Source organism: Variovorax sp. 05T418, assembly GCF_056396385.1.
The window spans coordinates 329,732-349,242 of the sequence record NZ_JBFTLJ010000006.1; the positions used below are offsets into that span (position 1 = coordinate 329,732).

Sequence of the window (19,511 nt, forward strand, 5' to 3'; positions counted from 1 at the left end):
GGGCTTAGGACGAGCCCTGTCAATCAGCACTACGAGACATCGTCGAGTCTGCCGGCACGACGACGCTTCCATATCACGCTGTCCGCCAAATAGTGATGAAAGTTCAAGACGAAGTGCGCGATTAGAACGGTCGGAAGCCCCAGCCAAAGAAGGCTTTCTCCAACCCGGCTGGCTGCCGCATACAGAACGGCGCCCACAATTAAACAAGCCAGAAAAAAAGTCGCTGGGGGTTTCAAAACCTCGACCAGCGACTTGCGACGCGCCGAGACACTGCCTGATGTCTCGCTGCTTTTGCCCGTCATGGCTCCGGACCGACGCTGGCGATAAACGAATATCAGGTACTGAATGTTGTGCCAGACGTTGACCACCAACCAGCCGACGGTGATGTCGCTGATCCAGACGTAACCGACCAACGAAATCATCAAGTGCGAGAACACGAAGCTGTTGAAAGGCCCATCCGCCCGCTTCGCGCTCCTGGGGTATCCGAGACATGCAAACCAGCACAATGCACCGGTGACGGCCACGATTCCAACCGCAACGGCCAGCTCCTGTGGAACGGGAGGCAACCAGATCGGATATCCCAGGAAGCTGTTGGGCATCTGCGCACTGCGATGAAGGTATCCCCACGCGGGAAACAAGTAGATCAGCAGATAGGGCAGGCCGCGCCGAGGCACCTCAAGCCGACAGTCATGGCGCCTTGCGATCCCATAGCTCTGGCGAGAAACATGGAAGGCCTGGAGTACGAAATACAGGGCGAGCAACCCGGCCGCTTCATATGCAAGAGCAACGATCGTCAAGCCCGCCAATATCAAGATTGGCGCCACCGCGATCAGAGTCCAACGCAGGCGAATGCGCGATGAGATGGCTCCGATGCGCGTGTATGTCGCAACCAGATGAGGATTCGCCAGCAGCCATATGTTGATATAGAGGACGGCCAGCATCATCGGAGCCGACCACGATGCCAGCGCGCCGGCCGATAACGCTGCGAACAGGTTGCCAAAGATGAGCCAGTGCTCCCGGCGCATCGTGGCGCTCACGGGACTCCCCGAGGCGGGCTGCACGTGGACGGTGGTCATGTCACGGCAATTGGAGCAGGCGGTGGACGTGGCGATCCGAGGGGCGCTTGTTTGGGGGGTACCGAAAATACGGAGCGGGGCCGCAGATAGCGCTCGAGGTCGGTGCGCAAGCTCTGGTATGCCGCATCTCGCGCTGCCGTGAATCTCGACTCGAGGGTTGCACGGCTCAGGACACCGGACAAACCCGCCGGGGGAAGTTGCTGGTACGGATCGTAGTATTCGGTGAGCTCACAGGGGTAGCAGTGCCCCTCTGCGTCGTACTGGCTGCGGATCCTCACCTTGTAGACCACGCCGCCGTCTTTGGCCGGATCCACGGGAAAGCTGAAAGCCAGAGCGAATTCGGAAGCCTTGTCAGCAGCCTCGCTTTCAATGGGTATGAAGCCAGCGCTCCGATAAGCGCGAACGATGCTTTCCTTGAAGCTGGACAAACTGATGCCGGCAAAGGAGTTGCCGAACAAGTTCTGCTCGCCTTCCCATTGCCGCTTGTAGTTGAACCTGAACGAAGGGTCGAGATGCTCGCGCCCGACGGACTCAATCGTCGAGTACGCGTTGTCGATTGCCGGCACGAGTAGCGCGCTCAGTTCGTACTGCGCCATCCACGGAAGCGCCTTGAAATCCTGCGCATTCTTGATATCGGCAAATCTCAAGAAACATGGATTGCACTTCCCCCTGCCATCAAGCAACTCGTCGGCAGATACAAGGACGGTCGGAACCAACCGCAACTTCGGATCGACATCAAGTTTGAACTCGAAGACCGTCGACTTGCTTTTCTGCGCATCCACGGCAATGAAAGAGAAGCCGGACTTCTGGAATGCCTTGCTTACCATCGACCTGAATTCCGCAACACCGATATTTCTATAAGCAGCGATCGGGAATGCCGGCTTTCCGACCTTGTAGCTCAGATCCAGAACGCTCCGCGGCAGTTGCGGCTGCGCGAAAGCAGCCAGCCCAACCAGCAGGAGGCATCCGCCAACCAAAACTTTGCGACCGTCAGGAATAATCATCATGTGCTTCACGTAAAACGATCGCGGGATTACAACTTGCCAAGCTGCTCGGCAAGCCCGACGATGATGCCCTCGGGCCCGCGGATGTAGGCCAGCCGGTAGCTGTCTCCATACTGCATCTCGCCGATGACCTCGGCCCCATGGGCGCGCATGCGCGCGACGACGCTGTCGATGCCATCGACCGCGAACATGATGCGGCGGATGCCCAGCGTGTTCACCGGTTGATTCACGGGACCAAACCTGATCGCATTGGGCGTGTGGAACTTGTCCAGCTCGATCCCCTGTCCATCGGGCGTCCGCAACATCGCCAGGGTGGCGCGGACATCCTTGAGCCCGATCAGTTGTCCGACCAAGGGCCCTTCCACTGTTGTTTCGCCCTCGAGCTTGAGGCCCAACTCGATGAAGAACGCCTTGGTCGCTTCAAGGTCGTCGACAACGATAAGGACGTTGTCCATGCGTTTAAGCGTCATATCCTTCCTCTCCTGACTTTGAATGCAGGCGTTCGGAGCCGCTATGGTTCCAGCGCTTTCTTCATGTACGCCATGTAGAAGCCCTGAATGTAGTCGTCGATGCGCCCGAACTCTTCGTATCCCTGCTTGAGGTAGAAGGCGCGGGCCTGCCATTCGAATGTGTTCAGCGTCGCGTTGCGGGCGCCGAGTTCGCGGGCTTTGTGTTCTGCCATGGCGAGCAGCCTGCGGCCCACGCCCTGGCGCCTCGCTGCATCGTCCACGAACAGCAACTCCACGTTCAGCCATTGCAGGAATACAAACCCGCGCAGGCCACCTACGAGCGCGCCGTCCTGGTCCTTCGCGCTGACCCAGACCGGCTGCACCTGTCCGTATTCGCCGACAAATCGGTAGTTGAACTGCCGCATGCGGCGACCCAATTCGCCCGAGTGCACTTCCTCGGCCGTGGGGGTGTAGATCTCGAAGTTGCTCATGGGTTGAAAGCCGGCTGCTGGCCGCATTCTGTCCCTTCAGCCCATCTCGACCAAAAGCCGCGGCCAGCGCTCGCCGAACCGTTTTGCCACAACCCGCTGCCGGTAGGTCGCAACACTCGCCCGCAGGGGGTTGTGCCGGACGCGCAGCGCGAACAGGTCGTCGAGTCCATGCGGCGCGACGACGCCCAGCGATTCATCCTCGTTCAGCCAGACACCGACGCAGGTGGCAAATTCCGGCCAGGTTGCAACGCCTTCTTCCAGCGATGCGAGAGGAGGCACCACCTGGCCGAGGGCGGCGGCGAACCAGCGGTGCACGGCCGTCTGATTCGTCACTTCCCAATTGAAGCCTGGCATGGCCGAACGAAGCTGGTTTTCAAGGCCGGCATCGTGCTCCGGACTGGCCTCCACGTCGAAGTAGACGACATCCAGGTCTTCGACGGCCGAGCGCCGGTCGAACCCGTGAAGGGTGTCCCACACCAGGGACCGGATCGCGCCGGCGCCAATGCACCAGGACCGCAGCCCGAGCGAGCGGACGGCCCGCAGTGCGGCCATCAACTCGTCCGATGCGGCCACCATGGCGGCAAGCCTCTGCGCATGGTCTGCCTTGGGGCTGGAAGTCATGGCCCGATGGTAAGCCGGCGGACCCGCGCAGCCTCAGAACCCGAGGCTCTCCAGCAGGTCGTCGACCTGCGCCTGGCCCGTGACGGCCTCCGGGTTGCCGGGCACCACCTGCGGGCCGTTCTGCAGGCTGCTCGCTTCGGCCTCGTGGCGCTTCTCGGCGTGCTTGTCGAGGTGCGAGTTGTCGATCAGCACCTGCAGCAGCTGGGTCTCGACGTCGTTGACCACTTCCATCATCTTCTTGATGACCTGGCCCGTGAGGTCCTGGAAGTCCTGCGCCATCAGGATCTCGATCAGCTGCGTGTTGATGGCACCGGCCTTCTGCGGCACGTCCTGCAGGTAGCCGCGTGTGTCCATCACGAGCTGGCGCGCATGGTCCAGCTCGACCGGGTTTGCAAACCATTCGTCCCAGCGCCGGCTCAGGCCCTTGGCGTTGCTTGCAAGGTCTTCCTGCAGCGGCTGCGCCAGGTCGATGGCGTTGAGCGCGCGGTGCGCCGCCCGCTCGGTCATGGAGGCGATGTAGCCCAGGCGGTCGCGCGCATCGGGAATGGCCTGCGCGGCCTTGGCAACCTGCTTGTCCAGGCCCAGCTCGCGCAGGCCTTCGCGCAATTGCCGCGTCAGGTGCCCGATGCGCCCGAGCAACTCTTCGGCCGTGTTCCCGTGCTCCGCGGGTTCGAGCGCAGCGTGTGTCATGTCAGGCCGCCTCTTTCTGGAGCTTCTCGAAGATCTTGGTGATCTTTTCCTCGAGCGTGGCCGCCGTGAAGGGCTTGACCACATAGCCGTTGGCGCCGGCCTGCGCGGCCGCGATGATGTTTTCCTTCTTGGCCTCGGCCGTGACCATCAGCACCGGCAGCTTGGCAAGCTCGGGGTCGGCGCGGATGGTCTGCAGCATGGTGAGGCCGTCCATGTTGGGCATGTTCCAGTCCGACACCACAAAGCCGAAGTTGCCGCCGCGCAGCTTCTCGATGCCGGCCGCGCCGTCCTCGGCCTCGTCGACGTTCAGGAACTCGAGTTCCTTCAGCAGGTTGCGCACGATGCGCCGCATGGTCGGGAAGTCGTCCACGACCAAAATTTTGATGCTCTTGTCAATCACGATTCTTCAACTCCAACAGTTCGTTTTCAAACACGGTTCGTGCGTTCGCCGAAGGTGCGCAGATGGGCCAGCACGCGGCGCCCCATCTCTGCCAGCGGCGCCACTTCATCGGCCGCGCCCAGGGCGATGGCCTCGCGCGGCATGCCGAAGACCACGCAGCTGGCCTCGTCCTGCGCAAAGGTGTAGGCACCGGCCTGCTTCATGCGCAGCAGGCCTTCGGCACCGTCCCGGCCCATGCCCGTGAGGATCATTCCGATCGCGTTCTTGCCGGCGTGCCTGGCGGCCGAATCGAACAGCACGTCGATCGAGGGGCGGTGGCGGTTCACCGGCGGCTCCTGGTCGAGCTGCGCCACGTAGTTGGCGCCGCTTCGCCCGAGCGACAGGTGAAAGCCGCCAGGCGCGATGTAGGCGTAGCCCGGCAGCACGCGTTCGCCATGCTCGGCTTCCTTCACGGTGATGCGGCACAGGCCGTTCAGGCGCTGCGCGAACGAGCGCGTGAAGCCGGCCGGCATGTGCTGCGCAATGAGCACCGCGGGCGCATCGGGCGGCAGCGGCAGCAGCACCTCGCGGATGGCCTCGGTGCCGCCGGTGGAGGCGCCGATGATGATGAGCTTCTCGGTGCTCAGGAGCGGGCTGCGCAGCAGCGGCTCCTGCGGGTTTTCGCCCGCACTCTTGGCCGAGGCGCCGTGCCGGCCCGGCAGCAGCCGCGCCGCGGCGGCCGTGCGGATCTTGCCGGCGATGAGCTCGGTGTATTGCAAGAGGCCGTCGCGCACGCCGAGCCGCGGCTTGGTCACGAAATCGATCGCGCCCAGCTCCAGCGCGCGCAGCGCAATCTCCGAGCCGCGCTCGGTCAGCGACGACACCATGACCACCGGCATCGGCCGCAGGCGCATGAGCTTCTCGAGGAATTCGAGGCCGTCCATGCGCGGCATCTCGACGTCGAGCGTGAGCACATCGGGGTTCGTCACCTTGATGAGGTCGCGCGCCTGCAGCGGATCGGCCGCGGTGCCGACCACCGTCATGTCGGCCTGGCTGTTGATGATCTCGGTCATCACGCTGCGGATCAGCGCCGAGTCGTCGACGCAAAGTACCTTGATTTTCTTCATGCGATCCAGCTTCCCTTGCCATATGTGGCGGACCATTTGCGCAGCAGTTCGCCCTCGTCGCGCTGGACCGCCTGGATGTCGACCGGCGCGCGCAGCTTGCGCACCACCGCCTTGCCGCTCTCCGGCAGCAGGCACACGCGGCGCGCATGCAGGCCGCGCAGGTCCTGCGCAGCGACGGCGATGCGCTGCTTCTCGAGGTAGCGCAGGACAAAGTCGGCATTGCGCCCGCCGATGTTGAGCATGGTCATGTTCGCCAGCACCGCGGCGCCGCCAAAGACCTTGGCCTTGAGCCGTTCGCGGCGTGCGCCCGCGCGCAGCAGCTCGGCGATCAGCACGTCCATCGCATGCGCACCGTAGCGCATGGCACCGGCCTGCTCGCGCGAGCCCGCCTCGGCGTCGTCGGGCAGCATGAAGTGGTTCATGCCGGCCACGCCCGCCTCCACGTCGGTGATGCAGGCCGCCACGCAGGAGCCCAGCACCGTCGTCAACAGCACACCGGCATCGGTCACGTAGTACTCCGCCGGCAGCAGCTTGACCGCGGCGCAATCGAAGTCGCGGTCGAAGTAGTGGTGCGTGGCCACCGAACCCGGCACGGCCGCGGGCAGGAAGCCCTTCTGCGCAGCAAGATGGGTGTTCGCATTCGTGTTCATGCACGCGCCTTGCCCAGCGCGTACACCGTCTGCCCGACCGTCTTGAAGCTCTGGTTGACCAGCGAGGCGTTCTCCGAATGCCCTGCGAACAGCAGGCCGTTCGGCTTGAGCAGCGGCATGAAGCGGTCGAGCAGCTTCTTCTGCGTGGGCTTGTCGAAATAGATCATCACGTTGCGGCAGAAGATCGCGTCCACCGGCTCCTTCACGGGCCATGACGTATCGAGCAGGTTGAGCCGCGAGAACTTGACCATGGCGGCCACCTCGGGACGCACCCGCACCTTGCCGGCGTTCGCGCCGGTGCCCTTGTTGAAGAAGCGCCGCAGGCGCTCGGTGGACATGCGGTTGACCTGCTCCATCGTGAAGACGCCGGCCGACGCGCGGGCCAGCACCGCGGTGTCGATGTCGGTGGCAATCACGCGCGCTGCGCTCGCACGCTCGCCGAGCGCCTCCATCAGCGTGATCGCGATCGAATAGGGCTCCTCGCCCGTCGATGCGGCTGCGCACCAGACGGTGGGCGGCTGGGTGCACTTGCGCGCCAGTTCCGCAAGCACCGGAAAGTGGTGCGCCTCGCGGAAGAACGAGGTCAGGTTGGTGGTCAGCGAGTTGATGAACAGCTGCCACTCCTGGCCGTCGCGGCTGTCTTCCAGCATGGCCAGGTAGGCCGAGAATTCGGGCAGCCCGAGCTCGCGCAACCGGCGCGAGAGCCGGCTGTACACCATCTGCCGCTTGTGCTCGCCCAGCGCGATGCCGGCGCGCCGGTGGATGAGCGTGCGAATGCGCGAAAAATCGCCGTCGGTGAAAAGGAATTCGGAAGTCATGCGCGCATCTCGCTAGGCGGCTTCGGCCGGGATCACGTCCTGCGACCAGGCCAGTGCCGACAAATGCGCGGCATTCACCTGGCTCGCGCTCAGGAGCAGCGCCTCCGCCAGGCGCGCCGCCTCGCCGGTGTCCAGCTCGCAGGCCTCGGCCAGCGAGAGGAAGGGGCCGTACACGCCACCGCGCGTGAGGATGGCCTGCTGGACCGAATCGGACAGCTGCACCTTGTTGAGCACCTCCTGCATCGGAATGCCCAGCAGCTGGTCGATCAGCGAGAACATGCCGACCACGAACAGGTTGTCCGACTCGCCCCGCGGCAGCATGATCTCGCCCATCAGCTCGACGAAGCGGCCGCGCATGATGGCCTTCTTCATCATGAAGGGCGGGCTGCCCATGGGGTTGCTGGTGGCCAGCAGCAGCGAGAGCCAGCGGAACAGCGGCGAGTAGCCGAGCATCGTCACCGCGTGGTGTAGCGAATGGATCTCGACGCCGGCACCCACGGCCGGCGAATTCATGTGGCGCAGCAGCCGGTAGGTGAGCGCGGCATCGCGCTTGAGGGCGGCCTCGATCTCGCGCAGGTCCTCGTTGCGCTGGATCATCTGCAAGAGCCGCATGATCAGCACCGACTCGGGCTGCAGCGCATGGCTGCCGGTGCTCGCCGCAGGCGGCAGCGGCAGGCCGCAGCTCGGATCGGCGAACACGTCGACGCGGCGTACGGCGCAGGCTTCGAAGTCTTTCCACGAGGCCATGCGCGTGGCGATCGGCTGGATCGGCATGTGGTCGGGCAGCTCCTTGCCGCGCGCGGCCGCCACCAGCAGGGGATCGCCGGCACCCACGTCGAAATGGCTCACCAGGCCGAGCAGTTCGGGATCTTCGGGCAGCGCCTTGGCGCGGCACAGCATGAAGCTGAACCCCTGCTCGTGCAGGAAGTGCAATATCGGCCGCAGCTCCTCGTTGGCCAGGTCGCCGAGCTCCACGCACAGCACGGTGTACTCGGGCGGCAGCGACTGCAGCGCGCCCAGCGCCAGCAATTCGGCATTCACGTCGAAGAACAGTTCGCTGCGCCCCAGCCGCCATGGCGTGTCCGGCGGGTTGAGGTGTTCCGTCACGCAGGCCACGAGCGACTTGAACTGGCTGATCGCATCCGGCGCTTCTTCGGGCCTGGCGGCCGCGCGCCAGGCGAGCCTGTAGCCTGCGACGCGCTTGTGCGCATCGAGCAGCAAGGTGTAGGCCACAAAGCCCTCTGCATTGCGCGGCATCGCCAGGCCCTGGGCCGTTTCGGCTGCCGGCGTTTCCTCGGCCGCGCTGCGCCGGAAAAAATCAAAACGCATTGCATCGTCTCCGTGGGGTTGTCTCTGTCGTATCCGTCAGGCCGCGACCGGCTCCGTGCGCGCCGCGCGGGCCAGCACGGTGGCGCGCTCCACGTGCGCGCGCTGGATGCGCGGCATGGCATCGACGTCGATGATGAAAGCCACGCTGCCGTCGCCCAGGATCGTGGCGGCCGAAATGCCCGGCACCTTGCGGTAGTTGGTCTCCAGGTTCTTGACCACCACCTGGTGCTGGCCGAGCAGCTCGTCCACCAGCAGCGCGAAGCGCGTCTCGCCGGCCTGCACGATCACCAATATCCCCTGGGTCGGATCGGTCTGCGCGCCGGCCACGTCGAACACGCCGTGCAGCTCGATCAGCGGCAGGTACTCGCCGCGCACCTTGATCACATGGCCATCGCTGGTGATCGAATGCAGGTGCTCGGTGCGCGGCTGCAGCGACTCGATCACGTAGCTCAGCGGCAGGATGTAGGCCTCGCTGCCCACCTTGACCGACATGCCGTTGAGGATGGCCAGCGTGAGCGGCAGCACGATGCGGGTGGTGGTGCCCCAGCCCTCGCGCGAGCTGATCTCCACGTGCCCGCCCATCTCCTGGATGTTGCGCTTGACCACGTCCATGCCGACGCCGCGGCCCGAGATGTCGGTGACCTGCTCGGCCGTGGAGAAGCCGGGCGCGAAGATCAGCTGCCACACCTCGTCGTCGGGCATGGTGTCGGTCACGGGCAGGCCCTGCTGCATGGCCTTGGCGAGGATCTTCTGGCGGTTCAGGCCCGCGCCGTCGTCGCTGACCTCGATCACGATGTTGCCGCCATGGTGCTGCGCCGACAGCAGCAGCTGCCCTTCGGCTTCCTTGCCCTTGGCGATGCGCTGCGCCGGCGTCTCGATGCCGTGGTCCAGGCTGTTGCGCACCAGGTGCGTGAGCGGGTCGATGATGCGCTCGATCAGGCCCTTGTCGAGCTCGGTCTCCTTGCCGAAGGTGTCCAGGCGCACTTCCTTGCCGAGCTTGGCGCTGACGTCGCGGATCACGCGCGGGAAGCGACTGAACACATAGTCCATCGGCATCATGCGGATCGACATCACCGATTCCTGCAGGTCGCGCGCGTTGCGCTCCAGGTGGCCGAGGCCGCTCAGGAAGCGCTCGCATTCCACCGGGTCGAGCATGGTGGCGGCCTGCGTGAGCATCGACTGCGTGATCACCAGCTCGCCCACCAGGTTGATGAGCTGGTCGACCTTTTCCACGTCGACGCGGATCGAACTCGAATCCTTGGCGCCTGCTGCGGCGGCCGAAGCGGAAGCCGCCCGGGGTGCTGCGTTGGCCGGCGCTGGAGCGGGCTGCGATGCCGCGGCCACCGGTGCGGCCGGCGCGGCGGCCATGGGCGCGGCCGCAGGAGCCGCATCGCCGCCAGCCGGCTCGGCCGTGATCTCGATCTGCGATTCGTCGATGACGAAGCAGCACACGGCCACGATGTCGTCTGGCGCGCAGCTGGTGTCGAGCAGCACCGTGAGCTGGTCGCCGCTGCGCGTGCGCGACAGCAGCTTGCCGAGGTTGCCGAGCTCGTCGGCGAGCAGCTCGCATTCGCTGTCGGACAGGCGCGAGAAGCGGATGCGCAGCGCCCCGCCCGCCGCGGACACAGCGGCGACGGCAGCAACGGGCATGGCGGCGGGTGCGGGTGCGGGTGCAGGCACGGGTGCCGGTGCAGGCGCCGCCTGGGCAACGTCGCTCTCCAGCGCCAGCTGGCGCAGCACCTCGCAGATGTGCGCCACGCGCTCGGGGTCGGGTTCGTTCTCGGCCTGGTAGGCGATCAGTTGTTCTTGCAAGGCGTCCTTCGTTTCCAGGAATGAATCGATCATCGAGCGGCTCAGCGTCAGCTGGCCGTGGCGCGCGCGGTCCAGCAGGGTTTCCAGAAGATGGGTGGTGTCGGTCAGCGCAACGAAGCCGAAGGTGGCCGCGCCGCCCTTGATCGAATGCGCGGCACGGAAGATGGCGTTGAGCTGCTCGCTGTCGGGCGCCTCGGCGTCCAGCTCGAGAAGCAGCTGCTCCATCTGCGCCAGAAGCTCGACGGCTTCGACAAAAAATGCCTGTGTGAACTGACTGAGATCCATCGTTGCTCCGAACCGGCGTGCATGCGTGCCGGCGTCAATGTCTTTAGGGGTGCGTGGCTGCCGGCGACCCTTTGACGGTCACCTTGAGGTTGTCGGTGGGCGCGGAAAGCAGTGGCGGCGGCGATGCCTTCGCCCTTGCCGGCAGGATGGCGCCGGCACCGCCACCGCCGCTGTTCTCGTTCTCGATCTGCTGCTGGGTGCGGTGGTTCAGCAGGATGATGCTGATGCGCCGGTTGATCGGGTTGCGCGGATTGCTGCGGTCCAGGTGCATGCTGTCGGCCAGGCCGACCACGCGCAGCACCTTGTTCTCGGCCATGCCGCCCATCACCAGCTCGCGCCGCGAGGCGTTGGCCCGGTCGGCCGACAGCTCCCAGTTGCCGTAGGAGCGGTCGCCGTTGCTGTAGACGAAGGCATCGGTGTGGCCCGACAGCGTGATCTTGTTGGGCAGCTCGTTGAGCGTGGGTCCGAGCTCGCGCAGGATGGCGCGCATGTGCGGCACCACCTGCGCACTGGCCAGGTCGAACATCGGGCGGTTCTCGTTGTCCACGATCTGCAGGCGCAGGCCCTCGGTCGTGATGTCGATCAGGATCTGCGAGCGGAACTGGCGGAACACCGGGCTGTTCTCGATGAGCTTGTCCAGCCGCTCCTTCATGCTGGCCAGGCGGTCCGCATCGGCGTCGTCCTCGGCGTCGGCGCGCTGCACCTCGCCGTCGGCCCGCGTGCTCGGGTCCATGCCGCCGCCGGGCACCACGCTGATGCTGGTGCTGCTCTTCTCGCCGCCGCTGAGCGCCACCTTCAGCGGCATGCGGAAGTGCTCGGCGATGCCCTCGCGCTGCTTCGGCGAGGTATTGGACAAGAGCCACATCACGAGGAAAAACGCCATCATGGCGGTCATGAAGTCGGCATAGGCGATCTTCCAGCCGCCGCCGTGCCCGCCGCCCCCATGGGCGGCCACGCGCCTGACCACGACCCTGTGCTTTTCGGTGCTCATGACGATGCGCCGCGCCGCTCAGCGCGCCTTGACTTCGCGCACGTGGCTGTCCAGCTCGGTGAAGCTGGGCCGCTCGGTCGAGAACAGCACCTTGCGGCCGAACTCCACCGCCAGCTGCGGCGCATAGCCGTTGAGGCTCGCAAGCAGCGTGACCTTGGTGCACTGGTACAGCTTCATGCCCTCGGACACCTTCTGGTCGATCAGCGAAGCCAGTGGCGAGACAAAGCCGTAGGCCAGCAGCACGCCAAGGAAGGTGCCCACCATGGCGTGCGCGATGAGCGCGCCCATTTCCGAGGGCGGCAAATCGGCCGAGCCCAGCGCATGCACCACGCCCATCACGGCCGCGACGATGCCCAGCGCGGGCAGCGCATCGCTCACGCGCGAGAGGCTGTGCACGGGCATCTCGGCCTCGTGCTTGATGGTCTCGATCTCGTGGTCCATGAGCGCCTCGATCTCGAACGCATCGGTGTTGCCGCTGATGACCAGGCGCAGGTAGTCGCACAGGAACTCCATCACGCCGGCATCGGCCAGGATCTCGGGGTAGCGGCGGAAGATCTCGCTTTGCGCCGGGTCCTCCACGTCGGACTCCAGCTTCATCATCCCTTCCTTGCGCGCCTTGGCCAGCAGCTCGTAGAGCAGCGCGAGCAGGTCCAGGTAGAGCTGCCGGTTGTGCTTGGACGAGCGCAAGAGCAGCGGCAGCTCCTTGAGCGTGGCCTTGATCGTCTTGCCGTTGTTGCCGGCCAGGAAGGCGCCCAGCGCGGCGCCGCCGATCATCAGCAGCTCGACCGGCTGGAACAGCACGCCGAAGTGCCCGCCCATGAGCGCATAGCCGCCGAAGACGGCGCCAACCACCACCAGATACCCAACCAGAAGGAGCACGCGCTTCCCCTATTGCCCTTGAGGCGTCGATTCAAAAGCCCTGCCCGGCGGGCAGGGTCCGTGTCAGTGGAGGCCCGCGCCGCCCGGCGCCGCCTCCACGCCAAAACCCATGCCTTCGATGCCGAGCGCGCCGGCCTCGCCATCGGCGCCGCGCTTGGCGCCGCGCGCCTTGCCCGCGCGCGACGGCGGCCTGCAGAGCACGCACACGTAGCCGCTCTTGTGGTCGTGCGCATGCGCGACGAACTGGCCCGAACAGCGGCAGCAGGTGCTCAGCTGCAGCATGTCGCTGTCGAAAAAGCGCACCATCGTGTAGGCGCGCGTGAAATCCAGAATTGGCTCGCTGTCCTGGGCTGCAATTTGCTGCAAATAAAGCTTGTAGCTTTTAATCAATATCCAGACTTTTTCTTCGTCCGAATGAATTTTCATGAATTGATACATGTTGTAAAACATTGACGAATGGATATTCGCCAGCCACGTCATATACCAATCGGTTGAAAATGGAAGCAATCCCTTGGGCGGTGAAACTCCCTTGATTTCCTTGTAGAGGCGGATCAGGCGCTCGCGGCTCAGGCCCACCTCCGACTCCAGGAACTGCAGGCGGGCGCCCAGCTGGATCAGCTGGATCGCGAGCTGCACTTCCCGCACCTCGCCCAGCACGCTCTTGCGCGTCATGCCGGCACCGCTGCTTTTCGGGTCTGCAGGCTCCGTGCCGACATCAGGATCGACATGTGTGCTTGTTGCAGCATCGTGTCCTTACCTTCGCCAACCACCGCCGACATCGAGGCGTGTTCGTCGAGCCTGAAACTGCACAGCAGGAAGTTCGACGCCGCCAGCTTGACGATCTGCGCCAGCGACATGCCGGCCAGCATGTCGGCCAGTTCGCTGCTCACGCCGAGCCTAAACATCGCCGCCACGCGGTCCTGCTTGACCAGTTTCTGCGCCAGCAGCATGTAGGCGAGATTGATGTCGCCGATTTCCCGGGAGATTTCGCCGTTGGCTACGCTCATCACGTTATCCGTTTCCAAAATGCACTCCGTTCAGTCATGTCCTGATTGGATTATTCACAATATTTAACACTTGTAACCTTCTGCACTACTCAAACTGTAAACAGGGCTACAAGTACATGTAAGCTTTTGTTGCAATAGCACGACGGGGCTTCCGTCGCTGCGACCAGTTCTCAAAAAAGATGTGAATCTAATGACAAAGCATTAATCGAATCGCCCTGCCGCCTGGCCCCTGCCGTTCTCGATTCCGTGGATCCATGCCATGACCTCGGCCACCGCCAGATAGAGCTGCGGCGGAATCTGCCGATCGAGGTCCACCTGCATCAGCAACCGGATCAGGTCCGGCGAGGCGTGCACGTAGACACCGTTCTCGCGCGCCTGCCGCAGGATCGATTCCGCCGTCACGCCATAGCCCTTGGCCACGACCACCGGCGCCTTCGCGGTGTCGGCATGGGACAGCGCCACGGCGCTCTGGCGCGGTTGTGCCGGGGTCGTCATGCGGTGCGCTCCATGGCGGTGATCTGCAGGTCCTGCAGCCGCAGGCCCGCGGCCGCGAGGCGCGGTGCCAGTTCGCCGCCGTCGCTGCGCAGGCGGGCCAGCGTCGCGGCCTCGCGTGCGGCCAGGTGCGCCTGGACCATTTCGCCCGCAAGGCTCAGGCGAAGGTCCACTGCCCCCAGATTCGGCAGCGTGAGCGACACCGTGGTCGTCCAGCGGCGCGTAGGCGTGCCGCCGCCGTCGCCGCGGCCTTCCGGCGCATCGCCGGGCTGCCCGGTTTCCTCGTGGATCGACCACGCCATCGGCACATCCGGCCAGGCCTGGCCGCTCCAGCGGAACACGGCGGTGGCCAGCAGGTCGAGCTGCTGGTGCACCAGCGCGGCGGTCTGCGGATGGATCAGATCGGCCGCGGCCGGCGCTGGCGCGCGCGCCGGCGCATTGGCCGCATCGGTTTCGCCGACGCCCAGGCTGGCCATGCGCTCCTCGCCGGACGGCGCGGCCATCGCGGCGATCGCGGCCATGTGGCTGGCCGAGGCAACCGCGGCCTGGTGGATCTGGGCGGCCGGCGCGGCGCCAGCGGGCTGGGCCACAGCGGGTTGGGCCATCGCCGTCGGCTGCGCCCGAGAGGTGCCAGGCCCGGCCGGCTGCTGAAGCATCGGCAGCGGCTGCGTCAACCGAACCTGCGGCTCCTCGGCCAGCTGCGACAGCGTGCGCAGCCCCGTGGCGAATTCGAGCAGGTGCGATTCGTAGAACAGCCCGCTGCCGCTCACCGATCGTCCCAGCGCGGCCGCGAGCACGGCGCCGGACGGAGCTTCCTGCGGCGACGCCCACAGCGGCGCCGCACCGCGCACCGGCTCCGGTTCGGCATGCAGGTCCGCCAGCACGGCGCCGATGACGCGTGCCGCCGCCGACCACCGCGTGTCGATCGAGGGCGGCGCATCGGCGCGCGGCAGTGCGGGCGCGGCGCCAGTGTCAAGGCGCGTTTCGAGCGGCGCATGGGACGGCAGCCGGACATCGTTCTTGACCTTCTGGATCTCGGCCATCGGCCCGACCGGCATGCTGGTGCCGACCTCGGTCTGCAGCACGGCGAGGTCCGGCCGCGCCGAAGAAAGCTTCGAGGCAAGCAGCGCATCGACGGCAGGTCCGATCGGTCTGTTCATGGCTTCGGGTGCAGCGTCCGGCGATCAGTGCGGCAGGCCGTAGGCCTTGCCAAGATCGCTGCGGTTCTGCAGCTGGGCCATCTTGGCCACCAGGCGCTCCAGCTGCGGCTTGACCAGCGCGCACACCTCGTCCTGGTCGGCGTGGATGCGCGCGATCAGTCCGCGCACCTGTTCCAGCTGCGCGGCATCGAGCGACACCGCGCCCACGGCCTTGAGCCGGTCGACCAGCTGCGCACAGCTGGCTTCGAGCTCGGGCAGCCGGTCCCATTCCCTCGCGCGGGCCAGCGAAGCCATGAGCGACATGGCCGAGGCGAGCTCGCCATAGCAGTGGACGACTTCGTGGCGGACTGGCACGGCCTGCGCTTCCAATGCGGTGGGGTTGGAATCAATTGCCGGCACTGGCGCCGCCGATCTCGCGCCATGCGGACGCGACGTTCTCGAGCAATGCCTCGGCCTCGTCGAGTGCCTTGGGCTCGTTGTGCAGGTTGGCATAGAGCAGCCGGCGAATGACGTAGTCGTACAGCGCCGAGAGATTGCCCACCAGCTCGGCGCCGGCCGCGCCCGCGGCCTTGGCATCGAGGGCGGCCTTCAGGCCGTTGTCGACGATGCTCACGGCCTTGGAGATCGCGTTGCCCTTGGCGGCCATGTCGCCGGTGGCCATGTGGTGGCGGGCCATGCCGATGCTGGTGACGACGCCGTCGAACAGCATGACGATGAGCTGGTGCGGCGACGCGCTCATGGTGCGCGTCTCCATGCCGACGTGCGCATACGCGCTGGCGCCGGTCCTGAAGGTGTGGGGGGTGTACATGACTGCTTGCTCCGCTGGAATGGCTACTTGCTGCTGCTTTGCATGCTCGCGAATTGCTGTGTGAGATAGCTGCTGGTCCGGTTCATCTGGCTCATGAGCAGGTCGAGCTGGGTGAACTGCGTGCGATAGCGCTCCACCTTGGCGTCCACTCGCGTCTTCATGTCGGCGTACTGCTCGTCGAGCTGCTTGAGCGAGGCGGTCATGCCATCGGACGCGACCTTGAGCGCGCCGCCGGTGGAGGTGAGGTCGTCCACCAGCGCGCTCAGCTGCTTGCCGTAGCCGGCGGTGCTGCCGGTGGCGCTCGCGAACAGCCCCGAGACGCCCGCCAGGTTGCCGGCCAGGGCCGACTTGAGCTTGGTCGAATCGACCGCCATGGTGCCGTCCTTCTGGAAGGCGACGCCGATCTCGGACAGCACCTTCATGTCGTCGGGGCCGCCGGCCTGCGGCGTGGTGAGCGCCTGCCGGATGCGCGTCTGCAGGTTGCGCAGCGTCGAATCGCCGACGAGCGCGGCGCCGGTCTTGGAGTCCTGGTTGTAGGCGGTCAGCGTGTTGGCGGTGGCCTGCAGGCTGTTGTAGGCCTTGACGAAATCGTTGATGGCCGTCTCCACCGCGGCCGTGTCGGCCTGGGTCGAGAGGCTGCTGCTGCCGGTCTTGAGCAGCGTCAGCGTGGTGCCCTGGATGGCTTCCTTGACGGTGTTGCTCGCGCTGGTCACGGCAATGCCGTTGACGCTGAGCTTGGCGTTCTGCCCTGCCACCGTCTGCCGCAGGTTCTGCGTGCCCGCGGGATCGTTGTTCAGCAGGTTCTGCAGCGCTGCATCGCCCGCCACCGAGACGCGCATGCTCGAGGCCTCGCCGGTCTGCGAGGAGGTCAGCACCAGCCGGTTGGGCGTGCCGCTGCCGTCGTTCACGATGCTGGCCGAGACACCGGCCTTGGCGGCGTTGATGGCGTCGCGGATGCCCGCGAGCGTGTTGTTGCTGCTGTCGATGGTGATCGGCACGGCGGTGCGGGTGGCGTCCTTGGTGAAGCCGGAGCCGCTGTAGGTGCCGGTGGCCGCATCGAGCGTGCCGCCCGTGATGGCGCCGAAATCGATGGTGATGGTTCCGCTGCCGATGGCGGCGGTGGTGCTCGCCTGGCCCGCCGCCACCAGCGACTGCGGCTGCGCGAGCTGCGTCACGTCGATGGCATAGGTGCCGGCCGCGGCCGTGCCTGCCGCTGCCGCGCTCAGCACGTCGGTTGCGCTGGAGACGGCCTTCACGCCCTGGAACAGCGCCGGGTCCGAGAGCTTCTTGGCCGCGGCCTGCAGCGTGCCCAGCGAGCTTTGCAGCGTGCCGTAGGCCGAGAGCTTGCTCGTGTAGCTCACCTGGCGCTGCTGCAGCGCCACCAGCGGCTGGCTCTCCGCCGTCTGCAGCTGCGAGAGCAAGGTGCTCAGGTCGAGGTTGGAGCCCACGCCCAGGCTGCTGATCGATGCCATGTTGAAATTTCCTGATGTCTGTGAATGAGAAGGCGGCGGCGGCTGTCAGGATTGCTTTCGCTGTCGTCTGCGGCCTGGCCGGAACCAGGCCGCAGGGAACAGCGCAGGCGGAGTCGGGCTTTCGCCCGGCGGCCTGCGCAATGCCTTTTCAGATCAGCGCAGGAGCGACAGCACGCCTTGCGTGGTCTGGTTCGCCTGGGCCAGCACCGAGGTACCGGCTTGCTGCAGGATCTGCGCACGGGTCATGTTCGACACTTCGGTTGCGTAGTCGGCGTCTTCGATGCGCGAGCGCGAGGACGACAGGTTGGTGATGGCGGTGCCCAGGTTGGAGATCACCGAGTCGAAACGGTTCTGCACCGCACCCAGCGAGCTGCGCAGGTCGTCGACTTGCTTGAGCGCTGCGTCGATGGCTTCGAGCGGGTTGGCGGTCGAGCCGGTCTGCAGGCTGGCGACCGAGACCTTCGAGGTGTCGAGCGCGAAGGCGGCCGTGCCAGCGGTCGTGGTCGTGTCGGCGGCTTGCGGGTCCAGCGCGACGTAGAAGCGTTGGGCCACGCCGTTTGCTGCGTCGGTGAATCCTTCGTTGTTCAGGGCCATCGCTTCCGCGGCGCTGGCAGGCGTGATGGTGACTTCCGCGTACCAGTTGCCAGCCTTGTCGCTCAGTGCGTTGGCACCGAAGGTCACGCTACCGGCAGCCACGCCCAGGCTGGTTGCCAGCGTGCCGCCGGTCTTTTCGGTCACAGCGGAGGTCGTGACGTTGGTCGTTGCGCCGTACACCTTCTGTGCGGCGGCGGCGTCCACGTCGGCCGAGGTGCCGACCATCGTGGCGGTGCCGTCGAAGCTCGCGCCGGTCTTGGCTTGCGGGCCGTTGACGTTGAAGCCTTGCATGCCGAGCGTCTTCGAGCTGATTTCCTTCAGGTCGATGTCGATGGTCTCGCCGTCGTTGGCGCCGACCTGCACGGTCAGCGGCTTGGCCGACGACGACAGGACCTTCACGCCGTTGAAGTCGGTCTGCTTGGACACGCGGTCGATTTCACCGAGGCGCAGCTTGATTTCGTCCTGGATGGATTGCAGGTCGCTGCCCGAGTTGCTGCCGTTGGCGGCTTGCACCGACAGTTCGCGAACGCGCTGCAGGTTGTTGTTCACTTCCTTGAGCGCGCCTTCCGTCGTCTGCGCCAGCGAGATGCCGTCGTTGGCATTGCGCGAGGCTTGCGTCAGGCCGCGGATGTTGGCCGTGAAGCGGTTCGCAATGGCCTGGCCGGCGGCATCGTCCTTGGCGCTGTTGATGCGCAGGCCGGAGGACAGGCGCTGGATCGCCGTGTTCAACGACGACTGCGACGCGTTGAGGTTGTTCTGCGTGAGCAGGGAAAGGCTGTTGGTGTTGATGACTTGCGCCATGTTCGACTCCTGATAGACAAAGGTTGTGGACTCCGGCCCTCAGGCCGCAACGCTGGACCCGCTCCCACTGTGAGACTCAAGCCATCGTTGGTTTAGTTATCGGCAGGGCTTTTCAAACATTTAGAGTCCGGCGCAAAAAAAGATGCGCGCCCCACAACCTCGGCGCTCAGGCGGGCAGGTTCATCACTTCCTGGTAGGCCGCCACCAGCCGGTTGCGCACCTGCAGCCCGGTCTGGAAAGCGACGTTGGCCTTCTGCAGGTCGACCATCACGTCGTTCAGCGCCACGCCGGGCTTGCCCATTTCGAAGTCCTCGGCCTGGCCGTAGGCCTTGGTCTGCGCGGTGCTGATGCTGTCGAGCGAGCGGCGCAGCTCGGCCGCAAAGCCTCCGGGCTGGGCCGCCTCGGCGGCGGGTTGCGCAATGCCGCTCTGGAGCGCGGTGGCGCGCATCTGCTGCAGGACGGATTCGATGGCGGTGATCGACATGGAGAGCTCTCTCTGGATGGGTTGGACCTGGATATGAAGAGGGAGGCCCAGGGCCTTCCCGCGTGTTTTCAGCGTAGCAGGCGAAGCCCCGG

Annotated in this window: 23 protein-coding genes; all 23 read right to left on the minus strand. The window is 65.6% G+C overall.

The genetic code is table 11. The features are described from left to right. Nucleotides 1-29: 29 nt before the first annotated feature. On the minus strand, nt 30-1,076 hold the full coding sequence (locus tag AC1DMS_RS15350) for a hypothetical protein (protein ID WP_062365669.1): 1,047 nt from the start codon (nt 1,074-1,076) through the stop codon (nt 30-32). After that, nucleotides 1,073-2,083, minus strand: a complete 1,011-nt coding sequence (locus AC1DMS_RS15355) for a hypothetical protein (protein ID WP_244883715.1) — start codon at nt 2,081-2,083, stop codon at nt 1,073-1,075. Before AC1DMS_RS15355 ends, AC1DMS_RS15350 begins: the two co-directional genes overlap by 4 nt. A 26-nt stretch (nt 2,084-2,109) precedes the next feature. Continuing rightward, nucleotides 2,110-2,550 (minus strand): VOC family protein, encoded by a 441-nt coding sequence (locus tag AC1DMS_RS15360; protein WP_062365667.1) that lies wholly within the window; start codon nt 2,548-2,550, stop codon nt 2,110-2,112. Nucleotides 2,551-2,591: 41 nt separating this feature from the next. Further along, entirely contained in the window at nt 2,592-3,020 is a 429-nt protein-coding gene (locus AC1DMS_RS15365; RefSeq protein ID WP_015866922.1) for a GNAT family N-acetyltransferase, read from the minus strand. Nucleotides 3,021-3,056: 36 nt separating this feature from the next. Further along, nucleotides 3,057-3,596 (minus strand): nucleotidyltransferase family protein, encoded by a 540-nt coding sequence (locus AC1DMS_RS15370; protein ID WP_062365664.1) that lies wholly within the window; start codon nt 3,594-3,596, stop codon nt 3,057-3,059. 78 nt (nt 3,597-3,674) lie between these two features. Then, entirely contained in the window at nt 3,675-4,331 is a 657-nt protein-coding gene (cheZ, locus tag AC1DMS_RS15375; protein WP_015866924.1) for a protein phosphatase CheZ, read from the minus strand. 1 nt (nt 4,332) lies between these two features. Next, nucleotides 4,333-4,728: a chemotaxis response regulator CheY gene (cheY, locus tag AC1DMS_RS15380; protein ID WP_026284205.1), complete on the minus strand. Its 396-nt coding sequence runs from the start codon at nt 4,726-4,728 to the stop codon at nt 4,333-4,335. A 29-nt stretch (nt 4,729-4,757) separates the two neighbouring features. Next, a complete protein-coding gene (locus tag AC1DMS_RS15385) occupies nt 4,758-5,837 on the minus strand; it encodes a protein-glutamate methylesterase/protein-glutamine glutaminase (protein ID WP_015866926.1) in 1,080 nt (359 codons plus the stop codon). Beyond that, complete coding sequence (gene cheD, locus AC1DMS_RS15390) at nt 5,834-6,487, minus strand: chemoreceptor glutamine deamidase CheD (RefSeq protein WP_062365663.1); 654 nt, start codon at nt 6,485-6,487, stop codon at nt 5,834-5,836. Before cheD ends, AC1DMS_RS15385 begins: the two co-directional genes overlap by 4 nt. Then, complete coding sequence (locus AC1DMS_RS15395) at nt 6,484-7,305, minus strand: CheR family methyltransferase (protein ID WP_062365661.1); 822 nt, start codon at nt 7,303-7,305, stop codon at nt 6,484-6,486. Before AC1DMS_RS15395 ends, cheD begins: the two co-directional genes overlap by 4 nt. Nucleotides 7,306-7,317: 12 nt before the next feature. Continuing rightward, nucleotides 7,318-8,634 carry an EAL and HDOD domain-containing protein gene (locus tag AC1DMS_RS15400; protein WP_062365659.1) on the minus strand — a complete coding sequence of 439 codons (1,317 nt, stop codon included), beginning with the start codon at nt 8,632-8,634 and terminating at the stop codon, nt 7,318-7,320. Between the two features lie 36 nt (nt 8,635-8,670). Next, a complete protein-coding gene (cheA, locus tag AC1DMS_RS15405; protein WP_062365657.1) occupies nt 8,671-10,731 on the minus strand; it encodes a chemotaxis protein CheA in 2,061 nt (686 codons plus the stop codon). A 43-nt stretch (nt 10,732-10,774) separates the two neighbouring features. Next, nucleotides 10,775-11,722 (minus strand): flagellar motor protein MotB, encoded by a 948-nt coding sequence (motB, locus tag AC1DMS_RS15410; protein ID WP_015866931.1) that lies wholly within the window; start codon nt 11,720-11,722, stop codon nt 10,775-10,777. An 18-nt stretch (nt 11,723-11,740) separates the two neighbouring features. Further along, a complete protein-coding gene (gene motA / locus AC1DMS_RS15415; protein WP_015866932.1) occupies nt 11,741-12,601 on the minus strand; it encodes a flagellar motor stator protein MotA in 861 nt (286 codons plus the stop codon). 63 nt (nt 12,602-12,664) lie between these two features. Beyond that, nucleotides 12,665-13,273 (minus strand): flagellar transcriptional regulator FlhC, encoded by a 609-nt coding sequence (gene flhC / locus AC1DMS_RS15420; RefSeq protein WP_018906380.1) that lies wholly within the window; start codon nt 13,271-13,273, stop codon nt 12,665-12,667. Then, complete coding sequence (gene flhD, locus AC1DMS_RS15425; protein ID WP_026284204.1) at nt 13,270-13,608, minus strand: flagellar transcriptional regulator FlhD; 339 nt, start codon at nt 13,606-13,608, stop codon at nt 13,270-13,272. The genes flhC and flhD overlap by 4 nt, the downstream gene beginning before the upstream one ends. A gap of 201 nt (nt 13,609-13,809) precedes the next feature. After that, complete coding sequence (locus AC1DMS_RS15430) at nt 13,810-14,103, minus strand: EscU/YscU/HrcU family type III secretion system export apparatus switch protein (protein ID WP_015866935.1); 294 nt, start codon at nt 14,101-14,103, stop codon at nt 13,810-13,812. After that, nucleotides 14,100-15,260, minus strand: a complete 1,161-nt coding sequence (gene fliK / locus AC1DMS_RS15435) for a flagellar hook-length control protein FliK (RefSeq protein ID WP_062365656.1) — start codon at nt 15,258-15,260, stop codon at nt 14,100-14,102. The genes AC1DMS_RS15430 and fliK overlap by 4 nt, the downstream gene beginning before the upstream one ends. Before the next feature lie 24 nt (nt 15,261-15,284). Then, the gene (locus AC1DMS_RS15440) at nt 15,285-15,614 is read right to left on the minus strand and encodes a flagellar protein FliT (RefSeq protein WP_478181324.1); all 330 of its coding nucleotides are present in this window, start codon (nt 15,612-15,614) and stop codon (nt 15,285-15,287) included. A gap of 31 nt (nt 15,615-15,645) precedes the next feature. Beyond that, nucleotides 15,646-16,068 carry a flagellar export chaperone FliS gene (gene fliS / locus AC1DMS_RS15445; RefSeq protein WP_015866938.1) on the minus strand — a complete coding sequence of 141 codons (423 nt, stop codon included), beginning with the start codon at nt 16,066-16,068 and terminating at the stop codon, nt 15,646-15,648. Between the two features lie 23 nt (nt 16,069-16,091). After that, nucleotides 16,092-17,540, minus strand: a complete 1,449-nt coding sequence (fliD, locus tag AC1DMS_RS15450) for a flagellar filament capping protein FliD (protein ID WP_478181325.1) — start codon at nt 17,538-17,540, stop codon at nt 16,092-16,094. Nucleotides 17,541-17,693: 153 nt separating this feature from the next. Next, a complete protein-coding gene (locus AC1DMS_RS15455; protein WP_369663429.1) occupies nt 17,694-18,935 on the minus strand; it encodes a FliC/FljB family flagellin in 1,242 nt (413 codons plus the stop codon). Nucleotides 18,936-19,101: 166 nt separating this feature from the next. Beyond that, nucleotides 19,102-19,419, minus strand: coding sequence for a flagellar hook-basal body complex protein FliE (gene fliE, locus AC1DMS_RS15460; protein WP_015866941.1), 318 nt, complete (start codon nt 19,417-19,419; stop codon nt 19,102-19,104). Nucleotides 19,420-19,511 lie beyond the last annotated feature (92 nt).